This is a genomic window from Pseudomonas sp. Colony2 (assembly GCF_019382755.1).
Lineage (GTDB): Bacteria > Pseudomonadota > Gammaproteobacteria > Pseudomonadales > Pseudomonadaceae > Aquipseudomonas.
This window is the reverse complement of sequence record NZ_CP080030.1, coordinates 577,430-581,368: the sequence shown is the minus strand read 5'-3', so window position 1 is coordinate 581,368 and position 3,939 is coordinate 577,430. Positions and strand designations below refer to the sequence as shown.

Genomic DNA, 3,939 nt, shown 5'->3' with positions numbered 1-3,939 from the left:
TGACTGACACTCCGCTTTCGCGAGCAAGCCCGCTCCCACACTTGATCTGCGAACGACTCAAATCCCGCACAAACAAAAGGCCCGCTCATCAGCGGGCCTTTTTGTTGGTCTGTATTCAGGTCAGAACCTGAACACTTCCATATCGGTGCGAATCGGCACGGCCATCGGCATCTTCGGCTTCTCCGGTGCCGCAGCCTTGGGCTGCGCCGGGGCTTGTTTGCGTGGCGCTTCTGCCACCGCTGGCTGATTGGCCAATGGTTTGAGGGCCACCGACAGCTGGTCAGCCAAACGCTGCAATAACACACCCTGGGCCTGGACCTGGGACGCGGTGCTGCCGCTGTGCTCTTCCTGCAAGTGCACGATGCGGTTATCCCGCACCTGGCCACGACGGTCGATCAAGCGCCATTGCGCGTCGAGGATAGCGGGCTGCGACACGCCCGAGTCCAGTCGCGTAATGGTCAGCAGCACCTGTACGTCCGGGGCAAAACCCAACGGCGCCGGCGCCAATACCACACGCTGGCTGTCCAGGTGGCCAGCCACCTGGCGCAACATCAACTGATTGATGTCGGACGAAAGGCTACCGGCCCAGCGGCCATCGGTGGAACCTTGCAGGCTGCCGTCGTTCTGACGTTGCAGCAGGGTTTCACGTTGCAGATAGTCGGCCACTACAACAGGGCCAAGCAATACAGCCATGCCGGCACTTTGTGCAGGCTGAGCCGGACTTCCACTGTCCAGCTGATACAGCGACACCGGTTGGTGTGTGCTGCAACCCGCCAGGCCCAAAAGGCCAGCGAGCAACAAAAATAAAGGAAGGCGCGGAGCAGTCATCATCCCATCCAGGTGGCTGCCACAAGGCGAACCACAATGTAATACTCAAAAATAACCTGTACGCGCTCAGCCACGCCGGCGCTGGAAAGGCCATATCATCCGTGAATATGCGCCATGACTCCAGCGCGAAAGCGTCGATCTACGGGTTAAATCGTAGATCGGGCGCTCTATATCGCCTTAAACGGGCGTTTCCACCAGTAAAGCGTCCACTCGCTGGAAGCCGCGCGGCAGTTTATTGCCACGACGACCCCGCTCACCCTTGTAGTGCTCGAGGTCGTCAGGGCGCAGTGACAACGTGCGCTTGCCGGCCTGCAACACCAGGGTCGAGCCTTCCGGGATCACGGCGATGTCGGTCACGTACTCTTCGCGACTGGCCACCCGCTCCCCGGGAATACCAATGATCTTGTTGCCCTTGCCTTTGCCCAACTGCGGCAAATCGCTGATCTTGAACACCAGCAGGCGTCCTTCGGTCGTCACCGACGCCAGCCAGTTGCCTTCACGGTCTTCCACCGGACGCGGCAGGATCACCTTGGCGTTGTTCGGCAGGCTCAACAACGCCTTGCCCGCCTTGTTCTTGGCCTGCAGGTCTTCACCCTTGACCACGAACCCATAGCCCGCATCGGAAGCGATGACGTACAACGAGTCATCGTCCGGCAGCAGCACGCACTCAAAATTCGCACCCGGTGGCGGTGTCAGGCGTCCGGTCAATGGCTCGCCCTGCCCCCGCGCCGATGGCAAGGTGTGCGCCGGCACCGAGTAACTGCGACCGGTGGAGTCGATAAACACCGCAAACTGGTTGGAACGCCCCGCCGCCGCGGTTTTGAAACCGTCGCCAGCCTTGTAAGACAGGCCGGTGGCGTCAATATCATGCCCTTTGGCTGAGCGAACCCAACCCTTTTCCGACAGAACGACGGTAATTTTCTCGTTGGGCAGCAGCTCGGTTTCGGTCAGGGCCTTGGCTTCGGCGCGCTCGACAATCGGCGAGCGGCGGTCGTCGCCATAGGTTTCGGCGTCCTTGATCAGCTCGGTGCGCACCAGCTTCTTCAGCTTGGCCTCGCTGCCCAGCAGGGCCTGGAGCTTGGCTTGTTCCTTGAGCAGCGCGTCCTGTTCGTCCCGCAGCTTCATCTCTTCCAGTCGCGCCAACTGACGCAGACGGGTGTCGAGGATGTAGTCGGCCTGGATTTCGCTGAGTTCGAAGCGCGCGATCAGCTCGGCCTTCGGGTGCTCGGCGGTACGGATGATATGGATCACTTCATCCAGGTTGAGGTAAGCGATCAGCAAGCCGTCCAACAGGTGCAGGCGGCGTTCGACCTTGTCCAGGCGGAATTGCAGGCGGCGACGCACGGTCTGCACCCGGAATTCCAGCCATTCCACCAGCAAAGCCCGCAGGTTCTTCAACTGCGGCTTGCCGTCCAGGCCAATGATGTTGATGTTGACCCGATAGCTGGACTCCAGCTCGGTGCTGGCGAACAGATGCTGCATCAGCACTTCATGGTCGACCCGGCTGTTGGTCGGGATGATCACGATGCGGCACGGGTTTTCGTGGTCGGACTCGTCACGCAGGTCGGCGACTTGCGGCAGCTTCGACGGCTTGGCCTGCATCAGCGCGGCAATCTGCTCCAGCACCTTGGCCCCGGATACCTGATGCGGCAGCGCGGTGACGATGATGTCGCCGTCTTCGATGTGGTACACGGCGCGCATGCGCACCGAGCCTTTACCGGTCTGGTAGATTTTCAGCAGGTCGGCGCGAGGCGTGATGATTTCTGCTTCGGTCGGGTAATCCGGGCCCTGGATATGCTCGCAGAGCTGTTCGACCGTAGCCTTCGGCTCATCCAGCAGGCGCACGCAGGCGCTGGCCACTTCCCGCAGGTTGTGGGGCGGTACGTCAGTGGCCATGCCCACGGCGATACCCGTGGTGCCATTGAGCAGGATATTCGGCAAACGTGCCGGCAACACCAGCGGCTCGTCGAGGGTGCCGTCAAAGTTCGGGCCCCAGTTGGCCGTGCCCTGGCCCAGTTCGCTGAGCAGCACTTCCGAATACCGCGACAGACGCGCTTCGGTGTAACGCATGGCGGCGAAGGACTTCGGATCATCCGGCGCACCCCAGTTACCCTGGCCGTCCACCAACGTGTAGCGGTAGCTGAACGGCTGGGCCATCAGCACCATGGCTTCGTAGCACGCCGAGTCGCCGTGAGGGTGGAATTTACCGAGCACGTCACCGACGGTACGCGCCGACTTCTTGTGCTTGGAGTCAGCGTCCAGGCCCAACTCACTCATCGCATAGATAATGCGCCGCTGTACGGGCTTCAGGCCGTCGCCGATATGCGGCAAGGCACGGTCCATGATCACGTACATCGAGTAGTTGAGGTAGGCATTTTCGGTGAAGTCAGCCAGCGACCGGCGTTCAACGCCATCTAAGCTGTCTGCAAGGATGTCACTCATGCGGGCCTCATCATTGTTTGGTCTGGCGCAGCAGCAAAGTGCCGCTGCGCTGGGTAAATTCAAGTTGTTTCAATGCACTCATGCCCAGCAATACCTGTTCATCGCCCAAACCCGGTACCACGATGGCGCGCACGTCCCGAAGGACGATATCGCCCAGTTGCAGACGGCCCAACTCGGTCCGAAAGCCCTGGGTTCGTCCGTTGGCCGTACTCACGCCAACCGGCATGCCGCGTTCAAGCCCGAGACGGTCGGCCAATTCAGCCGGAACCGCCACGTCGGTGGCCCCGGTGTCGAGCATGAACTGCACCGGCTTGCCGTTGATCTGGCCAGTGGCGACAAAATGCCCTTGGCCGTTGCCCAGCAGTTTTACTTCGATATAACCCTCGTGCTGCTCCGAGGTCACCACGGCATTGGGGTTTTCCTGTCGCGCTTCCCACTGCCCAAAAAATCGTGTCGCCAAAAACAGGCCGGCGCCCCACGCGACGAACATCAACACACGCCCGGCGCGCTTGCCGGGTGGTTGCGCACTCATGGCTTGGCGCTCCAGCCACCCGCAGGGGCGGCGAAACGATAGACCACCGGCCGCTTTTCGCCATCGGCGCGGGCACCGAAGTTGTTGTCGATGCCGATCCAGGCACCGTCAGCGTCCACCACCAAGGCTTCGGCCAG

The 3,939-nt window shown here is 61.3% G+C and carries 3 protein-coding genes and 1 pseudogene; all 4 read right to left on the bottom strand.

Annotation, left to right across the window (positions count from 1 at the left end):
- Positions 1 to 120 precede the first annotated feature (120 nt).
- The gene (locus tag JV201_RS02395; RefSeq protein ID WP_003217538.1) at positions 121 to 828 is read right to left on the bottom strand and encodes a membrane integrity-associated transporter subunit PqiC; all 708 of its coding nucleotides are present in this window, start codon (positions 826 to 828) and stop codon (positions 121 to 123) included.
- Positions 829 to 1,005: 177 nt separating this feature from the next.
- Complete coding sequence (gene parC / locus JV201_RS02390) at positions 1,006 to 3,270, bottom strand: DNA topoisomerase IV subunit A (RefSeq protein ID WP_003217539.1); 2,265 nt, start codon at positions 3,268 to 3,270, stop codon at positions 1,006 to 1,008.
- A gap of 10 nt (positions 3,271 to 3,280) precedes the next feature.
- Positions 3,281 to 3,802, bottom strand: coding sequence for a TIGR02281 family clan AA aspartic protease (locus tag JV201_RS02385; protein ID WP_008439113.1), 522 nt, complete (start codon positions 3,800 to 3,802; stop codon positions 3,281 to 3,283).
- Positions 3,799 to 3,939, bottom strand: a pseudogene (locus JV201_RS02380) (DNA topoisomerase IV); the annotation flags it as partial. The gene JV201_RS02385 and the pseudogene JV201_RS02380, both read right to left, overlap by 4 nt.

Bases quoted from the DNA above. Each gene is read 5' to 3' on its own strand.
- JV201_RS02385 (WP_008439113.1), bottom strand. From the start codon at position 3,802: ATGAGTGCGCAACCACCCGGCAAGCGCGCCGGGCGTGTGTTGATGTTC.
- parC (WP_003217539.1), bottom strand. From the start codon at position 3,270: ATGAGTGACATCCTTGCAGACAGCTTAGATGGCGTTGAACGCCGGTCG.
- JV201_RS02395 (WP_003217538.1), bottom strand. From the start codon at position 828: ATGACTGCTCCGCGCCTTCCTTTATTTTTGTTGCTCGCTGGCCTTTTG.